Genomic DNA, 25,331 nt, shown 5'->3' on the forward strand with positions numbered 1-25,331 from the left:
GCCCGCGTGACCCCGGGCGACCCCACCCGTTCGGTGCGACGCCCGCCTAGCGCGGGCTCTCGCCCGTGACGGAGACGGTCTGCACCCGGGGCGGACGCTCGGGCGTCAGCCGGATCTCGAACCGCACGGTGCCCCGGGCCCCGCGTCGACGCCACACGAGGTGCGACGGTGTCGTCGACTCGTCGGGCGGCAGCGGGTCGCCCTCGCCCGAGTCGTCCCAGCCGCCCACGGACTCGACGAGGGCGGCCCAGGAGGCGCGTCGACGGTCGAGCGGGACGTCGAGGTCGACGTTCTCGCTGAAGAGCCCCTCGGGCACGGCTCCGCCACGGACGACGGCTTCGACCGCGTCGCGGGCGGCCGTCGTCTCGGGCCAGGGGCGCACGACGACCCGGGCCTCCGGCCGGTCGGCCATGATCCCGTCGAGGGCGAGGCCGATCGGCTCCGAGACCCTCGAGTAGGTCGCGTTCTCGAAGCCGACGGCGCCGAGGCCGGTCGCCGTCTGCCAGCGCATGTGGGCCGAGAAGCCGGGGTAGCCCCCGCTGTGCGACACCACGGGGCCGTGGTCGGGGTAGTGCTCGACGAACAGTCCGAAGCCGTAGCCGCCCGGGTGCCCGGCCCGCGCGGGCACGAACCGCTGGACCTGCTGCATCTCGCGACGGGAGGCGCGTGACAGGATGCCGTCGAGGTCGCCCCGGCCCTCGGGGTCGAAGGCCGAGCCGAGCCACCGCGCCCAGCGGGTGAGGTCGGTGACCGTGCTGAAGAGCCCGCCGATGGGCGAGAAGGCACCGGGGCCCGAGAACGGCAGGGGCTCGCCCCCGTCGGAGGCGCGGCGATGGCCGGTCGCGACGCCACCGGGCGCCGGCACGGTCGCCTCGAATCCCGTGGCGGACAGCCCGAGGGGCTCGAGGATCGTCGACTCGACGACCTCGCGGTACGGGCGCCCGGCGACGACGGCGATCGCCCGCCCGACCAGGGCGAAGCCGAGGTTCGAGTACGCGAAGGTCGTGCCGGGCACGCTGTCGAAGGTCAACCCGGCCCGCAGGACCGCGTCGAGCTCGTCGTCGGTGAGGGATTCTTGCCGGTCACCCCACGGGTCGTCGGTGGGGAAGCCGGCCGACATGGTCAGCAGCATGCGCAACGTCGGCACCGGCGAGTCCGACGTGGGCAGGCTCACCTCGGCGAAGGCCGGCACGAAGTCGGTGATCGGCGCGTCGAGCGAGACGAGCCCGGCGTCGCGGAGGGCGAGCAGGGCCGTGGCCGTGAAGCTCTTCGTGCACGAGGCGATGCGGTAGGCGGTGTCGACGCCGGGTGCGGTGCCCGGGGCGATCTCGCCCTGAGAGCCCTGGTGCGTGGTGCCCGTGCGGTCGAAGGTCGCCCAGACGGCGCTCGGCCCCCGGCGGTCGGACGGGCGGGCGGCGAACACGGCGTCGATCCCCGTCGGGGACGCGGAGCCGGTGGGCTCGAGGGTCGTCGTCACGGGGGTGGTCCTCTCGGGGGCAGAGCAGAGCAGGGCGGAGCAGAGCAGGGTGGAACGGGCCGGGGCGGCCGTCAGTCGGACCGCGTGCGTCGTCGCATCGACTCGTAGGCGTCGAGCGCGGCACGTCGGGAGGCCTTGAGGTCGACCATGGGCTCGGGGTACGAGTCGTCGTCGACCTCGGGCACCCAGCGCCGCACGTAGTCGCGGTGCTTGTCGAACTTGTCGGCCTGCAGCACGGGGTTGAACACCCGGAAGTACGGCGCGGCGTCGGCTCCCGAGCCCGCCGTCCACTGCCAGTTGGCGGGGTTGTTGGCCTCGTCGGCGTCGACCAGGGTGTCCCAGAACCACTGCTCACCGACGCGCCAGTCGGCCAGCAGGTTCTTCACGAGGAAGCTCGCCGTGACCATGCGGACGCGGTTGTGCATGTAGCCGGTCGTCCAGAGCTCGCGCATGCCGGCGTCGACCAGGGGGATGCCCGTCGTGCCCTGCTGCCAGGCCTCGAGCTCGCCCGGCTCGAGCTCGTGCCACGGGAACTCGTCGAACTCGGGCCGGTAGTTCTCGGTGGCCAGGTGCGGGTTCGCGAAGAGGACGGTGTGGTTGAACTCGCGCCAGACCAGCTCGCGCAAGAACCCGGAGGCCTGTTCGCGGGCGTCGGGTGCGAGGTCGCCGCGCATGCGGTGCCACACCTGGAAAGGACTGACCTCGCCGAAGCGGAGGTGCGGCGAGAGGTGGCTGGTGGCCTCTTGGGCCGGTTCGTCACGCAGGCCGTAGTCGGCGAGGTGGCCCGTCGCGAAGCGCTCGAGGGTGTCGAGGGCGGACGCCTCACCCGGGGTCCACGCCTCGCGCAGGCCGCCGGCCCAGTCGGGCGTCGTGGGCAGCAGGCCCCACGAGTCGAGGTCGTCGCTGTCGGGTGCCGTGCGAGGCCCGCGCAGCTCGTCGGGCGCGGCCTCGGGGTGGCGAGGCTCCGGGCGGTCGAGGCAGGCTCGCCAGAACGGCGTGAAGACCTTGAAGGGCTGGCCCTGCCCGGTCTGGATCGTCCACGGTTCGAACATCAGGTTGGCCTGGAAGCTGCGGACGTCGAGGCCGCGGTCACGCAACGACGACTTGAGGTCGGCGTCGGCGTCGCGTGCGGCCAGGCCGTAGCGGCGGTTCCAGAAGACGGCACCGGCGCCGACCTCGTCGACGAGGCGGGGCAGCTCGCGGGCCTGCGGGCCGCGGCGCAGCGTGAGCCGGCCGCCGATCTCGCCCAGCGAGGCGGCGAGGGCGGAGAGGCTGTGGTGCAGCCACCACCGCGACGCCGCGCCCAGGGGGCGGATGCCCTCGGTCTCGTCGTCGAGCAGGAAGAGCACGACGACGGGCTCGCCGCGCTCGACGGCAGCGGTCAGGGCCGGGTTGTCGGCGAGGCGGAGGTCGTCGCGCAGCCAGACGATCGAGGGTGACGTCATGCGCTCGCCTCGATCGGGGTGCCGAGCCGCAGCTTCGTGCAGAGGTCGGCGAGGGACGCGAGTTCGTCGTCGTCGAGGGCGCCGCCCACGCGGCGTCGGATCGCCGCGGCGTGACTGACGGCCGTGCGACGGTAGAGGTCGTAGCCCTCGTCGGTCATGGCCACGATGATGCCGCGCCCGTCGCCCGGGTCGGAGGCCTTCTCGACGATGCCCTTCGACGCGAGCCGGTCGACGAGGCGGCTGATGCTCGGCTGTGTGAGGAGCAGGTGGCGCGTCAGGTCGCGGATGCGGGCGCGTCGGTCGGGCTGGTTCGAGAGGTTGAACAGCACGTCGTACTCGTTGAACGAGATCTCGCTGGTCGGGAAGCAGTCGGTCAGTTCGCGCATGACGCTGACCTGGGCCCTGAAGAGGGCCTCCCAGGCACCCACGGCCATCGATGTCTCACTCATGTCGTCCCTCACGTTCGTCGAGGACGAGTCTACGAAAGGCCACCGACGTCGGGCCGACACCGGACGCCACCACGCCCGGGTCGGGCGTCGGGGCGGACGACAGAGGGCCGGTCGCCCGACGGCGACCGGCCCTCTTCCCTTGCACCAAGAGTGTCCTGCAATCACATTCCGCCTCGGCCGCCACAGCAAACGACGTCGGCGGGACACAATCTATAACGGATCGGTAACGGCGGTCCAGGGTCGAACCCGAGCAATTCCTGAGAACTCCGGGGGACGACCGGGTCCCGCCACCGCACCCGCCCGGACGCCCCGGGCACCGACCGGGTTCCGGCGGGCGTGGGTGGCTCAGAAGACGTCGGGCGACGGCGTGGACGCGTGCCGGATCGACACGTCGGCGTGCCGGTCGAACCGGTAGCCGACGCCGCGGACGGTGCGGACGATGTCCTCGAAGGTGCCGAGCTTCGACCGGAGGCGGCGGACGTGCACGTCGATGGTGCGCTCGTTCGGCACCTCGTCGTCGCCGTCGGCCCACAGGCTCGCGATCAGTTCGGCGCGCTCGATGGTGCGGCCCTCGCGCAGGACGAGGTACTGCAGCAGCTCGAACTCCTTGTAGGTCAGGGGGGCCACGTCGCCGTCGAGCAGCAGGCGCTTGCGCGAGATGTCGACCACCACGCCGCCGCGTGCGCCGGGTTCGTCGTCCTCGGTGACCTGCCGGCGCTTCGCGAGGGCGGCAGGGTCCTGCAGGGCGAGGCGCACGACCTCGACGTCGCGTCCGCCGGCGCCCTCGGGTGCCAGGGCGACGGCGGCGTGGGTCTCGGCGGCCGGGGCGATGCGGGCGACGAGTTCCTTGATCTGCGAGACCACGTCGCCGAGCGACGTGCCGTCGGCCGCGGCCTTGAGCTCGTCGAGCCCCACGTAGAGGACGAAGCCGCGGGCCTCGGTGCCCTCGGGCACGGCGCGGGGCCGAGGTGCCGGGGAGGCGGCGGTGGCGGTCGGAACGGCGGCGGACCGGATCGGGGCCACCTCGCGGACGGGAGCCGGCGTGGCGGGTCGCGCGGCGGAGACGGTTCGGGTGGCGGTGACGGGGCGGTCGAGGATGAGGGACATGACAGGCGGGGTCCTAGCGTGACGGCGGCCGCCGCTCGGGCCGACGGGTCGCCGGGATGCCGAGGGGCTGCTCGATGTGTGTCGGTGCTCGATCCCGCCGGCGATGGTGCCGTACGTCACGAGCAGTCGGTGCGGTGCACCGTTCGGGATGCGCGTCGGGGGTGACGACGCGGAGCATCCGGGAGTCGGTGGCTCAGCGACCGGGTGGGGCCGCGAGCTCAGCTGGCGGTGTCAGCAGCTTCGACTCGGCGAGGTGTGTGGCCGGATCAGGCACACATTCGACACATGACAGCGTGCATCGGCATCATCATGCCGGCGCTCCCGAGGGCCTCACGAGAGGTCGGGGTGAGCACACTGTTGGTCATGGGGTCGATCTTGTTACACCGCGCGTCCCGATGTCAAGCGAGGCCCGCCCCCGGGTGTCGTGACGAGCCCCGGGACGACGAACCGCGCCTCCTGACGTCCAGGAGGCGCGGTGCGGGTCGTGCAGGCGGGTCGCGTCAGGCGAGACCGTACAGGCGGTCGCCCGCGTCGCCGAGCCCGGGCACGATGTAGCCCTGCTCGTTGAGCCTCTCGTCGACGGCGCCGAGCACGACGTGGACGTCACGACCCGCCATGGCCTCTTCGACGGCCGCGAGGCCCTCGGGGGCGGCGAGGATGCAGACCGCCGTGACGTCGACGGCCCCGCGGTCGAGCAGGTAGTCGATGGCCGCGATGAGCGACCCGCCGGTGGCGAGCATGGGGTCGAGCACGAAGCACTGGCGGTTCGAGAGGTCGTCGGGCAGGCGCTCGGCGTACGTCGTCGGCTGCAGGGTCTCTTCGTCACGCACCATGCCGAGGAACCCCACCTCGGCCGTGGGGACGAGCTTGGTCATTCCCTCGAGCATGCCGAGCCCCGCCCGCAGGATGGGCACGACGAGCGGCCGCGGCTGGCTGATCTCGAGCCCGGTGGTCGGGCCGACCGGGGTCTCGATGTCGACGGGGCTGGTGCGCACGTCGCGCGTGGCCTCGTAGGCCAGCAGCGTGACGAGCTCTTCGGTCAGCGCCCGGAAGGTGGGTGAGGGCGTGCTCTTGTCGCGGAGCACGGTCAGCTTGTGGGTGATGAGGGGGTGGTCCGCTACGTGCACTCGCATAGGCTCAACGGTAGCGGAGTCGACCGGTTCCGCGAGCCGCCGAGACCCCGCCGAGGCCCCGTGATCGCCGTCCCGCCCGAGTTCGACGACTGGATGTCGCTCGCCCTCGCCGAGGCCGACGCCTGTCGGGTCTCGGCCGACGTCCCGGTCGGTGCCGTGGTCGTCGACGTCGACGGCGTGGTGATCGCCACCGGACGCAACGAGCGCGAACTGCGTCAGGACCCGACGGCCCACGCCGAGGTGATCGCCCTGCGGGCCGCGGCCCGGCACACGGGCGACTGGCACCTCACCGGCACGACCCTGGTGGTCACGCTCGAACCGTGCCCGATGTGCGCCGGCGCGCTGCTCGCCGCGCGCGTGCCGCGGCTCGTCTACGGCGCCTGGGACGAGAAGGCAGGAGGCGCGGGCAGCGTCTACGACATCGTCCGCGACCGCAGGCTGCCGCACCGCGCCGAGGTCTACGCCGGGGTGCGCGAGGCCGAGTGCCGGGCGCAGCTCGACGCGTTCTTCGCCGAGCGTCGCTGAAGAGCGCCGCGCCGCGCCGCGCCGCACCGCACCGCACCGCGCCGCGCCGTACCGCGCTGACCCTGGTGGGTGACCCGCGCCTCCTCGGTCCTCAGTCGGCGGCGCGGATGACGATCGCGTCGGTGGGCGGGTCGACCTGGCCGGGCTTGACCCACACGTCGGGCTCGACGTAGATGACGCGGGCGATCGGCACGGCCTCGCGGATGCGCGCCTCGATGGCGTTGATGCCGCTCGCCACGTCGGCGAGCACGGTCCGGCCGGGCATCGCGACCTTGACGCCGACGAGCAGCTCGTCAGGGCCGAGGTACAGCGTCTTCATGTGGATGATCGACTCGACCTCGGGGCCGCCCGTGATCGCGTCGCGGATCTTCCGCACGTCGTCGGCCGAGGCGCCCTCGCCGACGAGCAGGCTCTTGGTCTCGATGCCGAGGACCACCGCCACCGCCACGAGCAGCAGGCCGATGGCGATCGTGCCGATCGCGTCGTACACGCCGTCGCCGGTGATCCAGGTCAGGACGACGCCGATCATGGCGAACGACAGGCCGAGCAGCGCCGCGGCGTCCTCGAGCAGCACGACGGGCAGCTCGGGCGCCTTGGCCCGGCGGATGAACGACGCCCAGCTCTGCTGGCCCTTGCTCGGACGCGACTCGCGGATCGCCGTGCGCAACGAGAAGCCCTCGAGCGTGAGCGAGATCGCCACCACGAGCACGGGCAGCCACGGCACGTCGAGCGGGTGCGGCTCGCGCAGCTTCTCGACGCCCTCGTAGAGGGAGAAGACCCCGCCGACGCTGAACAGGATGATCGACACGACGAACGCGTAGACGTAGCGCTCCCGGCCGTGGCCGAAGGGGTGTTCGGCGTCCGCCGCCTTCTTCGCCTTCCGGCCGCCGAGCAACAGCAGCAACTGGTTGCCCGAGTCGGCGAGCGAGTGGACGCCCTCGGCGAGCATCGACGACGAGCCCGAGAAGGCCCACGCGATGAACTTCGTCACCGCGATGCCCAGGTTCGCGCTGAGTGCGGCGATGATCGCCTTGTTGCCGCCGTGACTGCTCATCGGTTCGATCCCCTCGTGTGGTCCTGGTCGATCCTAGGATGGCCGGATGGTCACCACCCTCCCCACCACAGCGATTCTCGGAGCCGGCTCGATGGGCGGCGCCATCCTGCAGGGGTTGCTGCGCCCCGAGGTCACCGTCGACGGGGGCGTGCGGGTGACGAACCGCACCGAGGTCAAGGCCCGGGCCCTGCGGCACGGTGCCGTCACCTCGCTCGCGACCGAGACCGACCCGAGCGCGAACGCCTCGGCCGTCGTGGGTGCCCGGCTCGTGCTGATCGGCGTCAAGCCGCACATGGTGGTCGACCTGCTGCGCGAGATCGGCCCGGTGCTCGACGCGGGCACCGTCGTGGTGAGCCTCGCCGCGGGCGTCACGACCGCCACCATGGAGGCCGCCCTGCCCGACTCCGTCTCGGTGCTGCGCTCCATGCCGAACACCCCGTCGCACGTCGGGCTCGGCGTCACCGGGCTCAGCGCCGGGTCACGGTCGACCGACGCCGACCTCGAGCTCGCCCGGTCGCTCTTCGCCGTCGTCGGCGACGTCGTGGTCGTCCCCGAGTCGCAGATCGACGCGCTCAGCACGATCTCGGGTTCGGGCCCCGCCTACGTCTTCTACCTGATCGAGCGACTGCAGGAGGCGGCGGTCGCGTTGGGCTTCACCCGCGCGCAGGCTGCCACGATGGTCCAGGGCACGTTCCGCGGCGCGAGCGAGCTGCTCGCCGCGAGCGACGTCCTCCCGGCCGAGACCGCGCCGGCCGAACTGCGCCGCCGCGTGACGAGCCCCGGCGGCACGACCGAGCGCGCCGTCGCCGAGCTCGCCGACGGTGGCCTGCTCGAGCTGTTCGAGCGGGCCACGCAGGCCGCCCTCGCCCGCAACCGCGAGATCGCCGAAGGGCGCTGACCCGCCGGGCACCGCCCGGGGCCGCCGACCCGTCGGCACCGCCGCTCGTCGGGCCGCGGTCAGCCCTCGAGGGCGGCGAAGCGCTCGATCGCGCGGCTGTCGCCCGACACGATGATCAGGTCGTGGTTGCTGATGACGGTCTCGGGCGTGGCCTCGACGAACGCGCCTCCGGGGCTCTTGACGCCGACGATCGTGATGCCGTACTTCGTCCGGATGTTCGAGGCGGCCAACGAGGCGCCGCGGAAGGGCTTCGGCGGGTACATCTTGACGATGGCGAAGGCGTCGTCGAACTCGATGTAGTCGAGCATCCGGCCCGAGACGAGGTGCGCGACGCGCTCGCCGGCCTCGCGCTCGGGGTAGATGACGTGGTTGGCGCCGATGCGGGCCAGGATCTTGCCGTGCGACTGGCTGATGGCCTTCGCCCAGATCTGGGGCACCTTCAGGTCGACGAGGTTCGCGGTGATCAGGACGCTCGCCTCGATGGACGAGCCGACCGCGACGACGGCGATCGAGAAGTCCTGTGCGCCGATCTGCTTGAGGGCGTCGATGCTGCGGGCGTCGGCCTGGACCGCGTGCGTCACGCGGTCGGCCCACTTCTGCACGAGGCCGGCGTCGGTGTCGACGGCCAGGACGTCGCGGTCCTGACGCTCGAGCTGCCCGGCGGTCGCGGCGCCGAAGCGCCCGAGGCCGATGACGAGCACGGGGGCGTCGTGCTTGATCTTGTCAACCAACGATCGGTCGCTCCTCGGCTCTCGTGAACAGCTGGCGTCGCTGGCTGGCGGCCAGGGCGACGGAGAGTGTCACTGTACCAACGCGGCCCATCCACATCGTGACGGCCAGGATGTACTTCGCCGAGTCGGGGAGGCGTTCGGTGAGGCCCGTGCTGAGGCCCGAGGTGGCGAACGCCGAGATGGACTCGAACAGGACGTGGTCGAGGGGCTCTTTCGTGATGTGCATGATCAGGATGCTCGACACGGCCACGATCGTGGCACCCCAGAGCACGACGCTGACGGCCAGGCGCAGCACGTCGCTGGGGATGCGGCGGCCGAAGGCCTCCATCGACCGCTGACCGCGCGCCTCGGCGAACGCCGCGAGGAACAGCACGGCGAGCGTGGTCACCTTGATGCCACCGGCCGTCGAGGCGGAGCCGCCGCCGATGAACATGAGCATGTCGGTGACGAGCAGCGACGACCCGTTGAGGTCGGAGATCTGGATCGTCGAGAAGCCGCCCGACCTCGTCATCATGCTGAGGAACAGCGACTGGAACACCGTCGGGCCGGCTTCGATGCCGCCGAACGTCTTCGGGTTGTCGAACTCGAGGACGATGTACAGCACCATGCCGAACACGATCAGGATCGCCGTCGTCAGCAGGGTCAGCTTCACGTGCACCGACCAGCGGCGGGGGTTGCGGGGGTTCCGGGCCAGTGCGTAGATCACGGGGAACCCGATGCTGCCGAGGAACACCCCGATCATGATCAGGCTGAGGAACCAGTAGTCGTTCTCGAACGCGGCCAGGCCGTCGGCGTTGGGGGTGAACCCGGTGTTGGTGAAGGCCATCGCCGAGTAGTAGAAGCTGTCGAGCACGGCGTCGCCGACGGGGATGCCGTCGATCAGCATGCGGGGGATCATCAGCAGGGCGATGGCCAGCTGGATGACGAACGAGCTGAGCGCCACGGTGGTCAGCAACCCGCCGATCTCGCCGAGCCGGACGGCCTGCCCCTCGGGCACCGGGCCCGCGTGCACCCGCAGGGGGTTCTGGTCTCCGGCCGCCATGAGCCGCGCCCGCAGGCCGAGCTTGCGGGACACCACGAGACCCATGATCGAGGCCAGGGTGAGCACCCCGATCGCGCCGATCTGCACGCCGACGAAGATGACGACGTGGCCGAACAGGGACCAGTGCGTCGCCATGTCGACGGTCGCGAGGCCGGTGACGCAGATCACCGAGACGGCCGTGAAGACGGAGTCGGCCAGGGGCGTCACCGTCCGGTCGGCGGACGAGACGGGCAGCGAGAACACCAGCGTGAAGACGACGATCAGGCCGGTGAAGATGAGGATGGCGAAGCGCGCGGGCGACTTGCGACCGATGTCGTCGATCGCGTCGCTGAGTCTGCGCCAGGGCGAGCGGCCGGGGTCCGAGGGGCGGCGTCGACCGGCGACGGGGGCGCGAGTCACGCCGGTCATGCTATCCCGGCGGTGCCCGAGGCCGTGCCCGCGCCGGGTCACTACGCTGGCTGCATGCCGGACATCTTCGCCGTGATCGCCGACGCCACCCGCCGAGACCTCCTGAAGGTGCTGCTCGACGCCTCGACGTCGACCGACTCCGCCAACGCCGACATCAGCGTGGGCGAGATGGTCACCTCGCTCGGCATCAGCCAGCCCACGGTCTCGAAGCACCTCCGCGTGCTGCGCGAGGCCGGCCTGGTCACCGTCCGCGAAGAAGGTCAGCACCGGTACTACTCGGTCGAGCCGGGGCCGCTCGAGGCCGTCGAGGACTGGCTGATCCCGTTCGTCAGCGTCGACTCCCTGGTCTCGGACGCGCTGACCAGCACGCCGTTCGCGGCGTGGGCCGGGGCCACCGTGCCCGCCCCGCTGCGGAGGGCGGCCGAGAGCCTGCCCGACGCCGAAGACGTCGGCAGCACGCTGGGCCGCTACGTGGCCGGGGCCCAGCACCGCGCCTCCTCGGCCCTGCACGACGCACAGAGCGCACTCGGTGCCCTCGACGAGCGCGTGATCGACCCGGTGCGCAAGCGCCTCGGGCGCACGGGGCCGTAGAGCCCGACCGTTCCTTTACACCGAGTCACACGCGCCCCTAGAGTTGCCCCCAGGCACACGGGAAACACCCGTCTGCCCCACAGCCCCGGCACGGGGCCCGAGTCGAGGCAGGGTCATGTCGCAGGATCTCTCGGATGTGCGGTTCCTGACGGTCGCCGAGGTGGCCGACATGATGCGCGTGTCGAAGATGACGGTGTACCGCATGGTGCACTCGGGCGAGCTGCCGGCCATCCGTTTCGGACGGTCCTTCCGCGTGCCCGAATCGGCCGTCGTGGCCGTGCTGCGGACCGGCGTCGCCGACGTCGGCTGACCCACTTCGACTTTCTCGGGCCGTCCTAGTAGACTGACCCGAGGCATTTTTCCGCGGTTCTGTTTCGGACCCGGTCGGTCCAATCCAGAAATCAGTGAGGTCCTCTATGGGTTCTGTCATCAAGAAGCGTCGCAAGCGCATGGCGAAGAAGAAGCACCGCAAGCTGCTTCGCAAGACTCGTCACCAGCGTCGCAACAAGAAGTAGCCGCTGTACACGAAGGCCCCCGCCGACCACCGGTCGCCGGGGGCCTTCGTCGTGCCCGGGGCAGCCGCGGCCGTCGCTACCCTTGTGGGCATGGCCGAACCGCGAATCACCCTGTTGACCAAGCCGGGCTGCCACCTCTGCGACGACGCCCGGTCCGCGCTCGCCGAGGTGCTGGCCGAGGCCGAGTTCGCCGATGCTGCGCTTCCCGTCGACGAGAAGAACATCCTCGATGACGCCGCGCTCACCGCCGAGTACGCCGAAGAGATCCCCGTCGTCCTGCTCGACGGCCGGGTGCACACCATCTGGCGAGTCGAGCCCGACCGCCTGCGGACGGCACTCCGCAGCGCCTTCCTCTGACGGGCATCCCCGGCGGCGGGCCCCCGGTGGACACGGCGACGCCCCGACGAGCCGGACTCGTCGGGGCGTCGCCGTGGGGTCTTCGCTACGGCTGGAGGCGCGTGGGGCCACGGAAGAGGAAGGTCACCTCGCGCAGGTTCGCCTGGTGCAGCATGAGCATCAGCACGCGGGCGAGACCCATGCCGAAGCCACCGTGCGACGGGGCGCCGAAGCGGAAGAAGTCGAGGTAGCTCGAGAGCTCTTCGGGCTTCATGCCCTTCTCGCGGATCTGCTGCTCGAGCACCTCGATGCGGTGCTCGCGCTGGGCGCCCGTGGTGATCTCGGTGCCGCGGTAGATCAGGTCGTAGCTCTTGGTGAGCTGCGGGTCGTCGTCGTGACGCATGTGGTAGAACGGGCGGATCGACGCGTCGTAGTCGGTCAGGTACACGAAGTCGTGGCCGTACTCCTCGGCGACGTACTCGGCGATCCGGCGCTCGCCCTCGGGGTCCATGTCGGCGTCGGCACGGGGCACCTCGTAGCCGCGCTCGGCCACGATGCGCTTGGCCTCGGCCAGCGGGATGCGCGGGAAGGGCACGGTCGGCACGACGACGTCGACGTCGAAGAGCTCCTTGATCTCGGCGCCGTGCTTGTCGGCCACGGCCTGGAACGCGAAGGCCAACAGCTGCTCTTGCATCTGCATGACGTCCTCGTGGCTCTCGACGTAGCTGATCTCGGCGTCGACGCCCGTGAACTCGGTCGCGTGCCGTGAGGTGAACGACGGGTCGGCACGGAACACCGGGGCGATCTCGAAGATCTTGCCGAAGCCGGCCGACTGGGCCATCTGCTTGAAGAACTGCGGGCTCTGCGCCAGGTAGGCGACACCGTCGAAGTAGTCGACCTTGAACAGTTCGGCGTTCGACTCGCTCGGGGTCGCCATCAGCTTCGGGGTGTGGATCTCGACGTAGTCGCGCTCGATCCACCAAGTGCGCAGGGCGTGCTCGAAGGTCGTCTGCACCCGGAAGATCAAGGCGTTGCGGGGCACGCGCAGGTCGAGGAAGCGCCAGTCGAGGCGCTTGTCGATGCCGCTGTCGGCGGCGATGGGGGTCTCGGGGTCGGCCAGGGAGTCGATGACGAGGGTCTCGACCTTGACCTCTATGCCACCGAGCTTGACGCGCTCGTCGTGCTTCAGCTCGCCGGTGACCGTGACGAAGCTGCCCTGCGAGAGGGACGAGATGGCGTCGGCGACGTCGTCCGTCTCGCCCGCGGCGGCGAGCACGTCGGCGGCGGTGCGGGGTCGGACCAGCTGCAGGGCACCGGTCTCGTCCCGCAGGACGACGAACTGCACCTTCTTCTGATCGCGCACCGTCTCGACCCAGCCGGTCACGGTCACGGGTCCGTCGGGCAGCGCGGACAGGTCTTTGATGAGGGTGCGTTCGATCACGAGGCCCGAGTTTACAGGCCGCGCCCCGCGTCAGCGGCCCCGGGGCGCCGGAGCTTGGAGGTTTCCGTGGGGGAGTTGTGCAGCGACGGCCGACCTAGACTCGTCTCCATGCCCGCGCAGCAGATCCACCTCGTCCGGCACGGTGAGGTGCACAACCCCGAGCACGTGCTCTACGGCCGGCTCGACGGGTTCGGTCTCAGCGACCTCGGCCACCGGATGGCGGCCGCGTCCGCCGAGGCCTTCCGAGAGCAGGGCGTCCCGGTCCGGGCCCTCTTCGCCTCTCCGCTGCAACGCACCCGAGAGAGCGCGGCCCCCTGGGCGTCGGCCTTCGGCCTCGAGGTGCAGGTCGACGAGCGACTCGTCGAGCCGACCAACAAGTACGAGGGCCGGCGCAGCGACTTCAGCATCGCCAGGCAGCTCAAGGTGCCCGCCGAGTGGCCCTGGATCGTCAACCCCCTGAAGCCCAGCTGGGGCGAGGCCTACGTCAGCATCGCCGCCCGCATGCTGTCGGCCGTCGACGAGGCCTGGTCGAGCGTCGACGACGGCGACGTCGTCCTGGTCAGCCACCAGCTGCCGATCTGGATGGTCCACCGCAGCGTCACCGGCGCCCGGTTGTTCCACGACCCGCGACGCCGTCGGTGCACCCTGTCGAGCGTCACCACGCTCGAGCGTCGCGCCGGGGGCTTCGTCGAGGTCGGCTACCAGGAACCCGCTGCACACTTGAACGCGTCCGCCGTCGACCTGGGAGCAGTGTGAGCCAGACCATCCGCCCGACCCGCGCCCGACTCGTCGCCCGCGCGGCCGCCCTGACGGCCGTCGTGGCCCTCGTCGCCACGGGCTGCTCGAGCACGGCCGACGACCTCGCGAAGCAGTACGGCAACGGCACGACCGAGAACTACATCTCGGGCAACGGCACCGTCACCGAGATCGCCCCCGACGACCGCGCCGACCCGGTCGAGTTCACCGCCGAGACCGACGCGGGCGAGACCGTCTCGCGGTCCGACCACGAGGGCGAGGTCGTCGTCCTCAACTTCTGGTACGCCGCCTGCCCGCCCTGCCGCCTCGAGGCCCCCGAGCTCGAGAAGCTGAACCAGGCCTACGCCGACAAGGGCGTCGAGTTCCTCGGCGTCAACGTGCGCGACCAGGCGGACACCTCCCTCGCCTTCGCCCGCACGTTCGACGTCACCTACCCCTCGGTCGTCGACGCCAACGACGGCGCCGTCCAACTCGCCCTGGCCGGCACGATCGCCCCCAACGCCGTCCCGACGACGATCGTCCTCGACCGGCAGGGGCGGATCGCCGCCCGCATCCTCGGCGGCCTCGACGGGCCGGGCATCCTCGACACCCTGATCTCCGACACCCTCGCCGAGACGTCCTAGGTGTACCAGGGCAATCCCTTCTTCGACGCGGTCGTGGGCGGTCAGCTCGCGGTCGGCCTGCCGGTGGCGTTGTTGGCGGGTCTCATCTCGTTCCTGTCGCCCTGCGTGCTGCCGCTCGTCCCCGGCTACCTCGGCTACGTCGGCGGTCTGACGACGGGGGCGACGGAGGCGCGGGCCAAGCGGCGAGACCGCCGACGGCTCGTGCTCGGCGTCGTCCTGTTCGTCCTGGGGTTCTCGGTCGTCTTCGTCGGCACGTCGCTGGCCTTCGCCTCGGCGGGGTTCTGGCTCATCCAGTGGCGTGAGATCGTCACCCGGGCCATGGGCGTCGTGGTCGTCCTGCTCGGTCTCGTGTTCATCGGGCAGTTCACGTTCCTGCAGCGCACCCTGAAGCCCGGGTTCCTGCCGCGGACGGGCCTGGCGGGGGCACCGCTGCTCGGCGTCGTCTTCGGCATCGGCTGGACGCCCTGCATCGGTCCGACCCTCGCGGCCGTCCAGGTGCTGGCGCTCGGCTCGGGCTCGGCCTGGCAGGGCGTCCTGCTCGGTGCGTTCTACTGCATCGGCCTCGGCGTGCCCTTCCTGCTCGTCGCGCTCGGCTTCGGCTGGGCCTCACGGTCCATCTCGTTCGTCAAGCGGCACATCCGCGTCGTCAACATCGTCGGAGGGTCACTGCTCGTGCTCATCGGTCTGCTCATGGTCACGGGCCTCTGGTCCAGCCTCATGTCGCACGTCGGGGCGGTGATCGCGAGCTATGGCACGATCGTCTGACCGTGGCGCGGGCGACGCGACCCGCGCCTCCTCGTCCGCGGCCGACGCCGACCCGGTCGACGTCGACACGACCGACGTCGCCGGCGACCCGCTGCGTCCGAGCGACCACATCGACTCGGTCCGGCCCGCGTCGACCGAGGGGTCGGGCATCACGCAGCCCAAGCTCGGCCCGATCGGCTACCTGCGCTTCTTCTGGCGTCAGCTGACCAGCATGAAGACCGCGCTGTTCCTGCTCATGCTGCTGGCCGTCGCGGCGATCCCCGGGTCGCTCGTGCCCCAGCGCACCTCCGACCCCAACGGCGTCGTGCAGTACCGCACCGACCACCCCGACCTCTTCCCGGTGCTCGACAAGCTCGGGGTGTTCGACACGTACTCGTCGCCGTGGTTCTCGGCCGTCTACCTGCTGCTGTTCATCTCGCTGATCGGCTGCATCATCCCCCGGACCCGGCACCACTTCGAGGCGCTCCGCGCGCGTCCGCCGAAGACCCCGGCACGCCTGTCGCGCCTGGCCGGCTACCGCTCGGTCACCCTCGAGGGCGCAGGAGGCGCGGGTGACGCCTCGATCACGGCCGCCCGTGCGGTCGAGGCCGCCCGTGCACAGCTGAGGCGCGCCGGCTACCGCACCCAGGTCTTCGGCGACTCGGTCAGCGCCGAGCGCGGTTACCTGCGCGAGACCGGCAACCTGGTGTTCCACTCGGCGCTGGTGGGCGTGCTGCTGACCGTCGGCATCGGCGGCGGCTTCGGCTACTCGGGTCAGCGCGTCGTCGTCGAGGGCCAGACCTTCTCGAACGTGCTCGGCTCGTACGACTCGTTCAACCCGGGGCGCTGGTTCGACGAGTCGCAGCTGTCGCCGTTCTCCATCGCGCTCGACCGGTTCTCGACGGAGTACGCGCCCGACACCGACGGCGCGGCCGGAATGGCCACCGACTTCACGGCCGACGTCACCGCCGAGACCCGGGGCGGTGACGCCGAGAAGACGCAGATCAAGGTCAACTCGCCGCTCTCGATAGGCGGTTCGAACGTCTACCTGCTGGGCAACGGCTACGCGGTCGACGTCACCGTCCGCGACGGAGAGGGCAACGTCGCCTTCCGCGACACCGTGCCCTTCCTGCCGCAGGACACCAACCTGACGTCGCTCGGGGTCATCAAGGTGCCCGACGCCCTGCCCGAGCAGCTCGGCATGATCGGGTTTTTCTACCCCTCGGCCGTCGACCTCGGCACGGGAGCCCTGTCGTCGGACGACCCCGACACGACCAACCCCGTGCTCAGCCTCAACGTCTACTCGGGCGACCTCGGCCTCGACCAGGGCGTGCCGACCTCGGTCTACACGCTGACCACCGACGGGCTCACGCCCCTGGCCGGCACCGACGACGACGCGCAGGAGAAGGCGATCCAGCTGACGCCCGGCGAGACCGCGACGATCCCCGACGGCCTCGGCACCATCACGTTCGACGGCGTCAAGCGCTTCGCCTCGTTCGACATCCACCACGACCCGTCGCAGGTCTGGGTGCTGCTCTTCGCGGGCCTGTCGTTCGCGGGCCTGCTGACCGCCCTCTTCGTGCCCCGCCGGCGGGTCTGGGTCAAGGCGACCGAGACCGACGGGGGCGTCCGCCTCGAGTACGCCGGCCTCGCCCGCGGCGAGGACCCCACGCTCGGACGTGCCGTCGGCGAGATCGCGAAGGCGCACCTCGGCGGCCTCGGCGTCCCGGCCGACGTCGCCCGCGAGGTGGCCGACGACCCGGCCCGTCACGACGTCGAGAAACCCGGCCCCGGCGCGGGCGACCGCGGACGTAAGATCTGATCGTGACCGCCGACCTCGCCTACTACTCGCTCGTCGCCGTCTACTCGGCGATGGCCATCTACACGATCTCGTTCGTGGCCTTCGCCCTCGACCTGGCGAAGCGGTCCGGTGACGCCCAGCAGGCGGCGGCCCGTGCCGCGAAGGCCGAGGCACTCGCGACGGCCACCGTCTCGCGATCGGCCGCCGGCGGCAGCACCGTCGTCCTGGACCGTCCCTCCGGCGGATCGGGTGCGTCGACCGCGGCTCCGACGGGCGCCCCGGCCAAGGCCTCGAGCTTCGAACGCGTCGCCATCGCGATGATGCTGCTCGGCTTCGTCGTGCACGTCGCCTCGGTCGTCCTGCGCGGACTCGCCGCCGGCCGCGTGCCGTGGGCCAACATGTTCGAATTCTCGCTCACCGGCACGGCCATCATCGTCGGGGTCTACCTCGCCGTGCAGTTCGTGGTGAACCTGCGGTTCCTCGGCGCGTACGTCATGGGCCTGAACCTCGTGCTCCTGGCGATCGGCACGGTGAACTACTACGTGGCCGTCTCGCCGCTGCCGCCGGCGCTGCAGTCGGCCTGGTTGGTCATCCACGTCTTCGTCGCCATCCTCGGCACGGCGTTCTTCGCCATCGCCGCCGGGCTGTCGGCCGCCCAGCTCGTGCAGACGAAGCGCGAACAGGCCAAGCTCGCGGGCCTGCGCTTCATGGACACCCTGCCCGGGGCCGAGCGACTCGAGGACCTCGCCTACCGCATCGCCCTGGTCGGCTTCGTCCTCTGGACCTTCACCCTCATCGCTGGCGCCATCTGGGCCGAGCGGGCCTGGGGTCGTTACTGGGGCTGGGACACCAAAGAGGTCTGGACCTTCATCATCTGGGTGCTCTACGCCGGGTACATCCACGCGCGGGCGACCCGCGGGTGGCGAGGAGCGCGCTCGTCGTGGTTGTCGATCATCGGCTTCGCCGCAGTGATGTTCAACTTCTCGGTCGTCAACGTCTTCTTCAAGGGCCTGCACGCCTACTCGGGCCTGTGACCGGCCCGCGCGGCGGGCTCGCGTCCTGACCCGGCGTCAGCCGGCGAGGACGGCGTAGGAGGCGCGCAGCCGACCCAGCCACGCCTCGCGTCGGTCGTCGTCCACGGCGTGACGGCGCAGCAGGTCGACGTCGACGTCGACCCGGCGCACCTCGACGGCACCGTCGACCGGCAGCAGCGGTTCGCGGGTGACGTCCGCCCCGAGCAGCGCGGCCGTCCCCAGACCGCAGTCGTGGTGCAGGTGGGGCACGGAGGCGGCGAGGTGTGCCCCCATGCTGAGTCCGACCGACGTGTCGATGGCGCTCGAGACGACGACCGGCAGTCCCGCCGCGGCGACGATCGCCAGGGCGGCGGTGATCCCGCCGAGGGGCTGGGCCTTGACGACGAGCAGGTCCGCGGCACCGGCCCGGGCCACGGCCAGCGGGTCGTCGGCCTTCCGGACGCTCTCGTCCGCGGCGACGGGGATGCCGAGGCCGGCGACGCGACGTCGCAGCTCGGCGAGCTCGGGGACGGTGGCGCAGGGCTGTTCCGCGTACTCCAGGTCGAACGGGGCCAGGCCGACCAGCGCCTCCTCGGCCTCTCGGACCGTCCAGCCGCCGTTGGCGTCGACACGCACGCGGCCGTCGGGCCCGACCCATTCGCGTGCCGCGGCGACGCGGGCGACGTCGTCGGCGAGCGTCTGACCGCGTTCGGCCACCTTCACCTTCACCGTGCGGCAGCCGCGGTACCGCGAGAGCACCTCGGGCACGCGGTCGGCCTCGACGGCGGGCAGGGTCGCGTTGACGGCCACCCGGTGGGTGCCCGTCGACGGCAGCCGACCCCAGCCGAAGTCGATCGTGGCCGCGAGCCAGGCGGCGGCCTCGCCAGGGCCGTACTCGACGAAGGGGCTGAACTCGGTCCAGCCGGACGGGCCCTCGACCAGCAGGGCCTCGCGCTCGTCGAGCCCGCGGAAGCGCGTGCGCAGGGGCAGGCGCACGACGTGGGCCCCGTCGACCAGTTCGGCCAGGGGAGGCAGGGCGGACGGCGTGGCTGCGGCGAGCGGGGGGTGGTCGGCGGTCGGCATCCGCTCAGTGTCGCACCGGCGGCCCCGGTAAGGTCGTGCGTCATGGTCGACCGCGAACCCGAGCCCGCCCGAGAGCCCGTGCGCCCAGCCGACGGCGTCGCCGCCGCCGGGCCCGACGTCGACGGCCTCGGGGTGTTCGACGGCCCCGGTCACGACGAGGCGGCCACGCCGCCCCGCAGCCGCCGGTTGGGCGTCGTCACCTTCGTGCTCGCCCTCGTGCTGCTCGCCCTCGACGGCCTCGCGCTGGGCCTGCTCGCGGTCGACGTCGTCGGGCCGGCGGCCGTGCTCGCGCTCGTCACGCTGCTGGCCTCGATCGTCGTCGGCGTCGTGGCGCTGATCGCCGTCGCCATGCGCCGCGGTCGCTGGTGGGGCGTGGCGGCGCTGCTGCTCAGCGTGCTGGCCAACCCGTTCGTGCTCGTCCGGCTGATCGGGCAGTTCGTCTCGACGGTCTGACCCGACCCCCGTCGGTAGGCTGGCGGCATGGCTTCCGAGGTGTCCGACCTGTTCGATCCGACCGAGTGGCGGGGGGTCGACGGCTTCGACGCCCTGACCGACGTCACGTACCACCACAGCCTCGACGGCCGGGTGGCCCGGGTGGCCTTCGACCGACCCGAGGTGCGCAACGCCTTCCGGCCGCACACCGTCGACGAGTTGTACCGCGTGCTCGACCACGCCCGCATGGACAGCCGCATCGGCGTCGTCCTGATGACCGGCAACGGCCCCAGCGAGAAGGACGGCGGCTGGGCCTTCTGCAGCGGGGGCGACCAGCGCATCCGGGGTCGCGACGGTTACAAGGCCGAGGGCGACCGGGCGAACGTGCCCGACCCGGCGTCCGCGGGTCGTCTGCACATCCTCGAGGTGCAGAGGCTGATCCGCTTCATGCCCAAGGTCGTCATCGCCGTGGTGCCCGGTTGGGCGGCCGGGGGCGGGCACTCGTTGCACGTCGTCTGCGACCTGACGATCGCCAGCCGCGAGCACGGCCGCTTCAAGCAGACCGACGCCGACGTCGGCTCGTTCGACGCCGGCTACGGCAGCGCCTACTTCGCGAAGCAGATCGGCCAGAAGTTCGCGCGCGAGGTGTTCTTCCTCGCCGAGGAGTACAGCGCCGACCGCGCCTACGAGATGGGCGCCGTCAACCGCGTCGTGCCGCACGCCGACCTCGAACGCGAGGCGCTCGGCATGGCGCGCACCGTCCTCACGAAGTCGCCGACGGCCATCCGCATGCTGAAGTTCGCCTTCAACGCCACCGACGACGGCATCGTCGGCCAGCAGGTGTTCGCGGGCGAGGCGACCCGTCTCGCCTACGGCACCGACGAGGCCGTCGAGGGTCGTGACTCGTTCCTCGAGAAGCGCGCGCCCGACTGGTCGCCCTTCCCCTGGCAGTACTGACGGAGGCGCGGCTCGTGACCCGCCCCCTGGTCGCCGTCGACGCCCGTGACCCCGGTGCCGTGCTCGACGCGCTCCGGGTCGCGCTCGAGGGCGGCCCGGCCGTCGCTCCCCGGATCGACGACCACGTGCCCGCCGACCTGCCGCGCGTGGTGCCGCAGGCCGTGTCGCTCGTCGTCGAGACCAGCGGGTCGAGTGGTCGCCCGAAGCGCGTCGCCCTGTCGTCCGACGCGGTGCTCGCGGGAGCCGCCGCGGCCGACGGCGCGCTGGCCGGGCCGGGCCGGTGGGTGCTGGCCCTCCCGGCGCACTACGTCGCAGGCCTCAACGTGCTGGTCCGGTCGATCACCGCGGGCACCGAACCCGCCCTGCTCGCCCCCGGGCACTTCGACGTCCGGGCCTTCGTCGAGGCCGCTGCCGGTCTCGAGCACCCCGTGCGGTACTCGTCGCTCGTGCCCGCACAGCTCGCGGTCGCCCTCGACGCGGCCGAGGCCGACCCGGCCGTCGCCGACGTGCTGCGCCGGTTCGACGCCGTGCTCGTCGGCGGGCAGGCCACGCCGGTCGCCCTCGTCGAACGGGCCCGTCGGGTCGGCGTGACGGTCGTGCGCACGTACGGGTCGAGCGAGACGAGCGGGGGGTGCGTCTACGACGGCGTGCCGGTCGGTCGGACGCACGTCGAGGTCGTCGACGGGCAGGTCGAACTGGGCGGACCGTCGCTCGCCGAGGGGTACCTCGACGACCCCGAGCGGACCGCGTCCGCCTTCGTCACCCGTGACGGCCGTCGCTGGTACCGCACGGGCGACGCGGGCACGGTCTCCGACGGCGTCCTCACCGTGACCGGACGGTTGGACGACGTGATCGTCTCGGGGGGCGAGAAGGTGTCGCTGGGCGTGGTCGAGCGGGTCGTGCGCGAGCAGCCGGGGTGGAGCGACGCCGTCGTCGTCCGTGCGACGCACGCCCGGTGGGGCGAGGTGCCCGTCGTGGTGACCGACGCCGCGCCTCCTGCGTCGTCCCCCCTCGGGCCGCCGGCGGACGACGAGCTGTCGGCGCTGCGCGCGATCGTGGCGTCCGTCGCGGGTCGTGCCGCGGCACCCGACCGCATCGTGCGCGTCGAGACGCTGCCCTCGTTGGCCAGCGGCAAGCCGGACCGCGTCGGGCTGACGCGGTTGGTGGCCGGCCTCGCGGCAAGCTGATAGCCCGCTGCGAACTAGACTCGGGTCGTGGCGAAGACGAAGACCTCGACCCCCCAGCGCAAGGGCCGTCCCGGCGGCCGACCCGGTGGACGACCCGGCAGGCAGCCGGTGCGCCGGGTGACCGCCCGCGACTGGATCGGTGGCGCCCGGCTGCGCACCCTGCCCCTCGGCATCGCGCCGGTCGCCCTCGGCACCGGCGTCGCCCGAGCGAACGGAGGCTGGGACCTCACCCTCGCGCTGCTCTGCCTGGCGGTCGCCGTCTTCTTGCAGATCGGCGTCAACTACTCGAACGACTATTCCGACGGCATCCGGGGCACCGACGACTTCCGCGTGGGTCCGTCGCGCCTGACCGGGTCGGGCAGCGTCCGGCCGAAGACCGTGCTGCGGGTCGCCCTGGCCTTCTTCGCACTCGCGGCCGTGGCCGGCGTCGTCGTCGTCGTGATCACGCAGATCTGGTGGCTGCTCGCGGTGGGTGCCGCGGCCGTGGTCGCCGCGTGGTTCTACACGGGGGGCAAGCGGCCCTACGGCTACAACGCCCTCGGCGAGCTGTTCGTCTTCGTCTTCTTCGGGCTCGTCGCCACCGTGGGCACGACCTTCGTGCAGCTGCGCGAGTTCCCCTTCGACGCCTGGGTGGCGAGCATCGCGGCCGGACTCTTCGCCTGCGCCGTGCTGATGATCAACAACGTGCGCGACATCCCGCAAGACACGGCGGCCGGCAAGCGCACCCTCGCGGTCGTCGTGGGCGACCCGGTGGCCCGGGCGCTGTACGCGCTGTTCCTGCTGCTGCCGTTCATCATCCTGGTGTACTTCGCGTTCCTCTACCTGCACGCGCCCTACGTCTACTTCACGTTGATCGTCGCCGTGCCGGCAGCGGTCATCGGCGTCACGGGCAGGACGCCCCGTGAACTGATCCTCGCCCTGCAGCTGTCGTCGCTGTCGGCCCTGGTCTGGGCCCTGGCGCTGTCGGCCGCGCTCTTCTTCTAGCGCCCGCGCCGGGTCGTCCTAGCGGTTGCGTCCCGTGTCGGCCTCGTCGTCGGCGATGGCCTCGTCCTCGGCGGCCGAGTCGTCGTCGAGACGGGCCGGGCGCGATCGACGCTCGGCGAGGTCGAGTGCGACGCGTCGCCGCAGCGGGGCGAAGAACAGGTACGAGACGCAGAAGCCGACCACCGCGGCGATCAGCGTCGCCCACAACGGGTCGAACCGCAGCACGAGCAGGACGCCCAGCACGACCGCGAACAGGCCGAGGCGGACGATCGAGTACTTGAGCCAGGGTTTCACGACGAGGAGTCTACGGTCCGTCGGGTGTGCGCCCGCCGCGCGGCGGGCACCCGGCACCGGCCCGGCGTCCCCCGCCCGGGAGGCGCGGTGCGGCGTCGCTGCGCACCCCACGTCACAGCTCGGCAACGGCCGCGCCACCATCAGGCGTTGCACCGGATCGAGACCTAGGATCAGCTCATGGTCAGGCTCTTCATCGTGGGCATCGTCGCCGCGGCGGCGTTCGTCATCTTCGCGCTCATCGACTGCCTGTTCGCCGACGCCTCGCGGTTCCGGGCTCTGAACAAGCCCCTCTGGGCCGTCATCATCGTCGTGCTGCCCGTCATCGGGGCCGTGCTGTGGTTCGTGCTCGGCCGGGCCCGCAAGAGCGGTCGTCCGGCGGCGCAGCGCACCGTCGCACCCGACGACGACCCCGAGTTCTCGGGCACCACCTGGCGCACGACGAGCGATCTCGACCGCGAGACGACCGACGAGCGCATCCGTCGACTCGAGCAAGAGCTGCTCGACCTCGACAACGACGACAAGACCGGCAAGCAGTAAGTGGCCAGCCCCTCGACCGAGTACGCCCTGTCGCTGCTCGGGGCCCTGGTCGACGCGGGCGTCCGCGACGTCGTCCTCAGCCCCGGGTCGCGCAGCCAGGCGCTCGCCCTGGCGGCGGCCGAGTTCGAGGCTGCGGGACGCCTGACGCTCCACGTCCGCATCGACGAGCGGTCGGGTGGATTCCTCGCCCTCGGCCTCGCCGCCGAGACGGGTGTGCCGAGCGTCGTCGTCACCACGTCGGGCACCGCCGTGGCCAACCTCCACCCCGCCGTCCTCGAGGCCCACCACTCTGGCGTGCCGTTGATCGTGCTCAGTGCCGACCGTCCGGTCGAGATGCGCGGCATCGGGTCGAACCAGACCACCGTCCAGCCGGGCCTGTTCGCGACGGCCGTCGGCTGGGTGCGGGACGTCGAGGCGCCCCGCACCGGTCCGGTCGACCACGAGGCCGTCCGGGCCCTGGCCCGCGACGCGGTGGCCGAGGCCCTGGGCGGCGACTCGCACGGCGCGCTCGCGCGGTCACGGGGGCCCGTCCAGGTCAACGTGGCGTTCCGCGAGCCCCTCTCGTCGGGCGAGCAGACCCTGCCTCCCGCCCGGCCCGAGCCCGTCCGGCCTCCGCCGCCGGCGGCGCCGACCCCGGTCGAGGTCGACGTCGAGCCCGCGACCCTGGTCGTCGCCGGCCACGCGGCCGGCCCGGACGCCGAGTCGCTGGCACGGTCGCTCGGTGCCCCGCTCGTGGCCGAGGTGTCCAGCGGCGCACGGTTCGGCCCACACCTCGTGTCGTCCTACCGCGCGCTCCTCGACGACCCCGACTTCGGCGGTCGCGTCCGCCGCGTGGTCGTGTTCGGGCACCCGACGCTCAGTCGTCAGGTCCCCGCCCTGCTCACGCGTGACGGCGTCGAGGTCGTCGTCGTCCGCGCAGCCGGGGCCGAGGCCTACGACCCGAGTCGCTCGGCACGCGTCGTCGAGGCCGTCGAGGTGACCCGCGCCTCCTCGGCGGCCGGTTCGGCGGACGACCCCGCCCACCGGGCCTGGGTCGGTCGCTGGGTGCACACGGGACGCCGACTGCTCGAGGCCGCGGCCGAGGTCGCGGACGGGGCCGACGGCGGGCGGGCCGAGGTCGGCGCCGACGACGACGGGTCGGTCGACCGCACCGAGGCCGCCGAGCGCGCGGAGTTCCTCCGTCGAGAGGTGCAGCTGCTGCGGAGGCCGGTCACGCGTCGCGCCCTGGCCGAGGCCCTCTGGCGGGTGAGCTGGCCGCACGACCGGCTCGTGCTCGGGGCGTCGCGGCTGATCCGCGAACTCGACCAGGTCGTGCCGGGCAAGAAGATCCCCGTCCACGCCAACCGGGGCCTGGCGGGCATCGACGGCACGATCGCCACCGCGACCGGCATCGCCCTCGCCAGTCAGCGCGACGATCCCGCCGCGGGCACGACGCGCGTCCTCGTCGGAGACCTGACCCTGCTGCACGACGTCGGTTCGTTGCTGGCGGGCCTCGGCGAGACGCGGCCGCGGCTGCAGGTGGTCGTCGGCAACGACGGCGGCGGCACGATCTTCGACGGGCTCGAGGTGGCGTCGACGGCCTCGGCCGAGGCCATGACGCGCGTGCAGTTCACCCCGCACGACGTCGACCTGCCCTCGCTCGCCCGCGCGTACGGCTGGCGGCACGTCGAGGCGGCCACCCGGGCTGAACTCGACCGCGCGCTCGTGGCCCGGTACGACGGCCCGGTGCTGGTCGAGGTGCCGCTCGCTCGCTGACCGTCCGCCCCAC

The 25,331-nt window shown here is 72.0% G+C and carries 28 protein-coding genes; 17 read left to right on the top strand and 11 right to left on the bottom strand.

Annotated features, from left to right (window positions below):
• Positions 1–46: 46 nt before the first annotated feature.
• From AC3CCI_RS11320 to upp, 5 genes are all read right to left on the bottom strand, one after another.
• On the bottom strand, positions 47–1,477 hold the full coding sequence (locus AC3CCI_RS11320) for a serine hydrolase domain-containing protein (protein WP_488627261.1): 1,431 nt from the start codon (positions 1,475–1,477) through the stop codon (positions 47–49).
• A gap of 71 nt (positions 1,478–1,548) precedes the next feature.
• Positions 1,549–2,922, bottom strand: coding sequence for a cryptochrome/photolyase family protein (locus AC3CCI_RS11325; protein ID WP_488627262.1), 1,374 nt, complete (start codon positions 2,920–2,922; stop codon positions 1,549–1,551).
• Positions 2,919–3,371, bottom strand: coding sequence for a MarR family winged helix-turn-helix transcriptional regulator (locus AC3CCI_RS11330; RefSeq protein ID WP_354593264.1), 453 nt, complete (start codon positions 3,369–3,371; stop codon positions 2,919–2,921). The genes AC3CCI_RS11325 and AC3CCI_RS11330 overlap by 4 nt, the downstream gene beginning before the upstream one ends.
• A gap of 345 nt (positions 3,372–3,716) precedes the next feature.
• Entirely contained in the window at positions 3,717–4,478 is a 762-nt protein-coding gene (locus AC3CCI_RS11335; protein WP_488627263.1) for a winged helix-turn-helix domain-containing protein, read from the bottom strand.
• A gap of 500 nt (positions 4,479–4,978) precedes the next feature.
• Entirely contained in the window at positions 4,979–5,611 is a 633-nt protein-coding gene (upp, locus tag AC3CCI_RS11340; protein ID WP_354593262.1) for a uracil phosphoribosyltransferase, read from the bottom strand.
• Positions 5,612–5,704: 93 nt separating this feature from the next.
• On the opposite strand from upp, the gene AC3CCI_RS11345 reads away from it, so the two are divergent.
• On the top strand, positions 5,705–6,136 hold the full coding sequence (locus AC3CCI_RS11345; RefSeq protein ID WP_354593319.1) for a nucleoside deaminase: 432 nt from the start codon (positions 5,705–5,707) through the stop codon (positions 6,134–6,136).
• A gap of 91 nt (positions 6,137–6,227) precedes the next feature.
• Here AC3CCI_RS11345 and AC3CCI_RS11350 read toward each other — a convergent pair whose 3' ends face one another.
• Entirely contained in the window at positions 6,228–7,190 is a 963-nt protein-coding gene (locus tag AC3CCI_RS11350) for a cation diffusion facilitator family transporter (protein ID WP_488627264.1), read from the bottom strand.
• 46 nt (positions 7,191–7,236) lie between these two features.
• On the opposite strand from AC3CCI_RS11350, the gene proC reads away from it, so the two are divergent.
• Entirely contained in the window at positions 7,237–8,088 is an 852-nt protein-coding gene (proC, locus tag AC3CCI_RS11355; protein WP_488627265.1) for a pyrroline-5-carboxylate reductase, read from the top strand.
• A gap of 59 nt (positions 8,089–8,147) precedes the next feature.
• On the opposite strand, the gene AC3CCI_RS11360 is transcribed toward proC, so the two are convergent.
• Complete coding sequence (locus AC3CCI_RS11360) at positions 8,148–8,819, bottom strand: potassium channel family protein (RefSeq protein ID WP_488627266.1); 672 nt, start codon at positions 8,817–8,819, stop codon at positions 8,148–8,150.
• Positions 8,812–10,269 (bottom strand): TrkH family potassium uptake protein, encoded by a 1,458-nt coding sequence (locus AC3CCI_RS11365; protein WP_488627267.1) that lies wholly within the window; start codon positions 10,267–10,269, stop codon positions 8,812–8,814. Before AC3CCI_RS11365 ends, AC3CCI_RS11360 begins: the two co-directional genes overlap by 8 nt.
• A 54-nt stretch (positions 10,270–10,323) precedes the next feature.
• Between AC3CCI_RS11365 and AC3CCI_RS11370 the strand changes: the two genes are divergently transcribed.
• From AC3CCI_RS11370 to AC3CCI_RS11385, 4 genes are all read left to right on the top strand, one after another.
• Positions 10,324–10,860: an ArsR/SmtB family transcription factor gene (locus AC3CCI_RS11370; protein ID WP_354593258.1), complete on the top strand. Its 537-nt coding sequence runs from the start codon at positions 10,324–10,326 to the stop codon at positions 10,858–10,860.
• Between the two features lie 115 nt (positions 10,861–10,975).
• Positions 10,976–11,170, top strand: coding sequence for a helix-turn-helix domain-containing protein (locus AC3CCI_RS11375; protein WP_354593257.1), 195 nt, complete (start codon positions 10,976–10,978; stop codon positions 11,168–11,170).
• Between the two features lie 106 nt (positions 11,171–11,276).
• Positions 11,277–11,375, top strand: coding sequence for a 30S ribosomal protein bS22 (locus tag AC3CCI_RS11380; RefSeq protein ID WP_003792170.1), 99 nt, complete (start codon positions 11,277–11,279; stop codon positions 11,373–11,375).
• 90 nt (positions 11,376–11,465) lie between these two features.
• Positions 11,466–11,732: a glutaredoxin family protein gene (locus AC3CCI_RS11385; RefSeq protein WP_488627268.1), complete on the top strand. Its 267-nt coding sequence runs from the start codon at positions 11,466–11,468 to the stop codon at positions 11,730–11,732.
• A gap of 85 nt (positions 11,733–11,817) precedes the next feature.
• On the opposite strand, the gene aspS is transcribed toward AC3CCI_RS11385, so the two are convergent.
• A complete protein-coding gene (gene aspS / locus AC3CCI_RS11390) occupies positions 11,818–13,152 on the bottom strand; it encodes an aspartate--tRNA(Asn) ligase (RefSeq protein ID WP_354593255.1) in 1,335 nt (444 codons plus the stop codon).
• A 108-nt stretch (positions 13,153–13,260) separates the two neighbouring features.
• On the opposite strand from aspS, the gene AC3CCI_RS11395 reads away from it, so the two are divergent.
• Genes AC3CCI_RS11395 through ccsB form a run of 5 tightly spaced genes read left to right on the top strand, consistent with a single transcriptional unit; the run spans position 13,261 to position 18,110 of the window.
• Positions 13,261–13,908, top strand: coding sequence for a histidine phosphatase family protein (locus tag AC3CCI_RS11395; protein ID WP_354593254.1), 648 nt, complete (start codon positions 13,261–13,263; stop codon positions 13,906–13,908).
• Positions 13,905–14,531 carry a TlpA disulfide reductase family protein gene (locus tag AC3CCI_RS11400; RefSeq protein ID WP_354593253.1) on the top strand — a complete coding sequence of 209 codons (627 nt, stop codon included), beginning with the start codon at positions 13,905–13,907 and terminating at the stop codon, positions 14,529–14,531. Before AC3CCI_RS11395 ends, AC3CCI_RS11400 begins: the two co-directional genes overlap by 4 nt.
• Positions 14,532–15,296: a cytochrome c biogenesis CcdA family protein gene (locus AC3CCI_RS11405; protein WP_488627269.1), complete on the top strand. Its 765-nt coding sequence runs from the start codon at positions 14,532–14,534 to the stop codon at positions 15,294–15,296.
• Positions 15,280–17,097, top strand: coding sequence for a cytochrome c biogenesis protein ResB (gene resB / locus AC3CCI_RS11410; RefSeq protein WP_488627270.1), 1,818 nt, complete (start codon positions 15,280–15,282; stop codon positions 17,095–17,097). Before AC3CCI_RS11405 ends, resB begins: the two co-directional genes overlap by 17 nt.
• Before the next feature lie 2 nt (positions 17,098–17,099).
• Positions 17,100–18,110: a c-type cytochrome biogenesis protein CcsB gene (ccsB, locus tag AC3CCI_RS11415; protein ID WP_488627271.1), complete on the top strand. Its 1,011-nt coding sequence runs from the start codon at positions 17,100–17,102 to the stop codon at positions 18,108–18,110.
• 36 nt (positions 18,111–18,146) lie between these two features.
• Here the strand turns inward: ccsB and AC3CCI_RS11420 are convergent, their stop codons facing one another.
• The gene (locus tag AC3CCI_RS11420; protein ID WP_354593249.1) at positions 18,147–19,172 is read right to left on the bottom strand and encodes an o-succinylbenzoate synthase; all 1,026 of its coding nucleotides are present in this window, start codon (positions 19,170–19,172) and stop codon (positions 18,147–18,149) included.
• 42 nt (positions 19,173–19,214) lie between these two features.
• Between AC3CCI_RS11420 and AC3CCI_RS11425 the strand changes: the two genes are divergently transcribed.
• Genes AC3CCI_RS11425 through AC3CCI_RS11440 form a run of 4 tightly spaced genes read left to right on the top strand, consistent with a single transcriptional unit; the run spans position 19,215 to position 22,732 of the window.
• The gene (locus AC3CCI_RS11425; RefSeq protein WP_488627272.1) at positions 19,215–19,625 is read left to right on the top strand and encodes a hypothetical protein; all 411 of its coding nucleotides are present in this window, start codon (positions 19,215–19,217) and stop codon (positions 19,623–19,625) included.
• A gap of 27 nt (positions 19,626–19,652) precedes the next feature.
• Positions 19,653–20,561: a 1,4-dihydroxy-2-naphthoyl-CoA synthase gene (locus AC3CCI_RS11430; RefSeq protein WP_488627273.1), complete on the top strand. Its 909-nt coding sequence runs from the start codon at positions 19,653–19,655 to the stop codon at positions 20,559–20,561.
• Between the two features lie 14 nt (positions 20,562–20,575).
• Complete coding sequence (locus AC3CCI_RS11435) at positions 20,576–21,748, top strand: AMP-binding protein (RefSeq protein WP_488627274.1); 1,173 nt, start codon at positions 20,576–20,578, stop codon at positions 21,746–21,748.
• A 27-nt stretch (positions 21,749–21,775) separates the two neighbouring features.
• The gene (locus tag AC3CCI_RS11440) at positions 21,776–22,732 is read left to right on the top strand and encodes a 1,4-dihydroxy-2-naphthoate polyprenyltransferase (RefSeq protein WP_488627275.1); all 957 of its coding nucleotides are present in this window, start codon (positions 21,776–21,778) and stop codon (positions 22,730–22,732) included.
• Positions 22,733–22,750: 18 nt separating this feature from the next.
• On the opposite strand, the gene AC3CCI_RS11445 is transcribed toward AC3CCI_RS11440, so the two are convergent.
• On the bottom strand, positions 22,751–23,026 hold the full coding sequence (locus tag AC3CCI_RS11445) for a DUF4229 domain-containing protein (RefSeq protein ID WP_354593245.1): 276 nt from the start codon (positions 23,024–23,026) through the stop codon (positions 22,751–22,753).
• 177 nt (positions 23,027–23,203) lie between these two features.
• Between AC3CCI_RS11445 and AC3CCI_RS11450 the strand changes: the two genes are divergently transcribed.
• On the top strand, positions 23,204–23,563 hold the full coding sequence (locus AC3CCI_RS11450; protein WP_354593244.1) for a PLD nuclease N-terminal domain-containing protein: 360 nt from the start codon (positions 23,204–23,206) through the stop codon (positions 23,561–23,563).
• Positions 23,564–25,318 (top strand): 2-succinyl-5-enolpyruvyl-6-hydroxy-3-cyclohexene-1-carboxylic-acid synthase, encoded by a 1,755-nt coding sequence (gene menD / locus AC3CCI_RS11455; protein ID WP_488627276.1) that lies wholly within the window; start codon positions 23,564–23,566, stop codon positions 25,316–25,318.
• Positions 25,319–25,331 lie beyond the last annotated feature (13 nt).

It is taken from the genome of Frigoribacterium sp. CF331 (assembly GCF_057787905.1).

What these genes read in the sequence shown, in the direction of transcription:
- AC3CCI_RS11420 (WP_354593249.1), bottom strand. Translation starts at nt 19,172, where the DNA reads ATGCCGACCGCCGACCACCCCCCGCTCGCCGCAGCCACGCCGTCCGCC.
- AC3CCI_RS11370 (WP_354593258.1), top strand. Translation starts at nt 10,324, where the DNA reads ATGCCGGACATCTTCGCCGTGATCGCCGACGCCACCCGCCGAGACCTC.
- AC3CCI_RS11385 (WP_488627268.1), top strand. Translation starts at nt 11,466, where the DNA reads ATGGCCGAACCGCGAATCACCCTGTTGACCAAGCCGGGCTGCCACCTC.
- AC3CCI_RS11350 (WP_488627264.1), bottom strand. Translation starts at nt 7,190, where the DNA reads ATGAGCAGTCACGGCGGCAACAAGGCGATCATCGCCGCACTCAGCGCG.
- proC (WP_488627265.1), top strand. Translation starts at nt 7,237, where the DNA reads ATGGTCACCACCCTCCCCACCACAGCGATTCTCGGAGCCGGCTCGATG.
- AC3CCI_RS11380 (WP_003792170.1), top strand. Translation starts at nt 11,277, where the DNA reads ATGGGTTCTGTCATCAAGAAGCGTCGCAAGCGCATGGCGAAGAAGAAG.
- AC3CCI_RS11425 (WP_488627272.1), top strand. Translation starts at nt 19,215, where the DNA reads ATGGTCGACCGCGAACCCGAGCCCGCCCGAGAGCCCGTGCGCCCAGCC.
- AC3CCI_RS11430 (WP_488627273.1), top strand. Translation starts at nt 19,653, where the DNA reads ATGGCTTCCGAGGTGTCCGACCTGTTCGATCCGACCGAGTGGCGGGGG.
- AC3CCI_RS11325 (WP_488627262.1), bottom strand. Translation starts at nt 2,922, where the DNA reads ATGACGTCACCCTCGATCGTCTGGCTGCGCGACGACCTCCGCCTCGCC.
- AC3CCI_RS11450 (WP_354593244.1), top strand. Translation starts at nt 23,204, where the DNA reads ATGGTCAGGCTCTTCATCGTGGGCATCGTCGCCGCGGCGGCGTTCGTC.
- upp (WP_354593262.1), bottom strand. Translation starts at nt 5,611, where the DNA reads ATGCGAGTGCACGTAGCGGACCACCCCCTCATCACCCACAAGCTGACC.
- AC3CCI_RS11335 (WP_488627263.1), bottom strand. Translation starts at nt 4,478, where the DNA reads ATGTCCCTCATCCTCGACCGCCCCGTCACCGCCACCCGAACCGTCTCC.
- AC3CCI_RS11395 (WP_354593254.1), top strand. Translation starts at nt 13,261, where the DNA reads ATGCCCGCGCAGCAGATCCACCTCGTCCGGCACGGTGAGGTGCACAAC.
- AC3CCI_RS11330 (WP_354593264.1), bottom strand. Translation starts at nt 3,371, where the DNA reads ATGAGTGAGACATCGATGGCCGTGGGTGCCTGGGAGGCCCTCTTCAGG.
- AC3CCI_RS11365 (WP_488627267.1), bottom strand. Translation starts at nt 10,269, where the DNA reads ATGACCGGCGTGACTCGCGCCCCCGTCGCCGGTCGACGCCGCCCCTCG.
- AC3CCI_RS11375 (WP_354593257.1), top strand. Translation starts at nt 10,976, where the DNA reads ATGTCGCAGGATCTCTCGGATGTGCGGTTCCTGACGGTCGCCGAGGTG.
- resB (WP_488627270.1), top strand. Translation starts at nt 15,280, where the DNA reads ATGGCACGATCGTCTGACCGTGGCGCGGGCGACGCGACCCGCGCCTCC.
- AC3CCI_RS11345 (WP_354593319.1), top strand. Translation starts at nt 5,705, where the DNA reads ATGTCGCTCGCCCTCGCCGAGGCCGACGCCTGTCGGGTCTCGGCCGAC.